Origin of the sequence: Ochrobactrum sp. SFR4, from assembly GCF_019730395.1 — a bacterium.
Taxonomy (GTDB): Bacteria; Pseudomonadota; Alphaproteobacteria; order Rhizobiales; family Rhizobiaceae; genus Pseudochrobactrum.
The window spans coordinates 1-348 of record NZ_JAAPBB010000410.1 but is presented as its reverse complement, the minus strand read 5'-3'; the positions used below and the strand labels follow the sequence as shown (position 1 = coordinate 348).

The 348-nt window shown below is 52.0% G+C and carries 1 protein-coding gene; it reads right to left on the bottom strand.

Annotated features, from left to right (window positions below; all coding sequences use genetic code 11):
- Positions 1-83 precede the first annotated feature (83 nt).
- Positions 84-348 (bottom strand): ABC transporter permease subunit (locus HBA93_RS19595; RefSeq protein ID WP_221724404.1); only part of this gene is annotated, 265 nt, incomplete at its 5' end.

The window sequence follows — 348 nt, the reverse complement described above, 5'->3', positions numbered from 1 at the left end:
CGTCCAGAAGGAACCGACCAGCATAACACAGCCGATGCTACTAACCAGAGTGCCGCCGATGAGAAGGTTTAAAGGCAGATGTTTCATTGTGCCGTCACCTTCGGATCAAAATACGGATAGACGAGATCAACAATCAGATTCACCACCACGTAGATACCGGCGATGAACAACAGGCAGCCCTGAATAACCGGATAGTCACGGGCAAAGATCGCATTAACCAGCAGACGGCCAAGACCCGGAATGGTGAAAACCGTTTCAACAACCGCAACACCGGCCAGAAGATTGCCGAGGATGAGGCCAAGCAATGTCCATGTCGGGCCGAATGCATTACGGAAAGCATGACGCCAC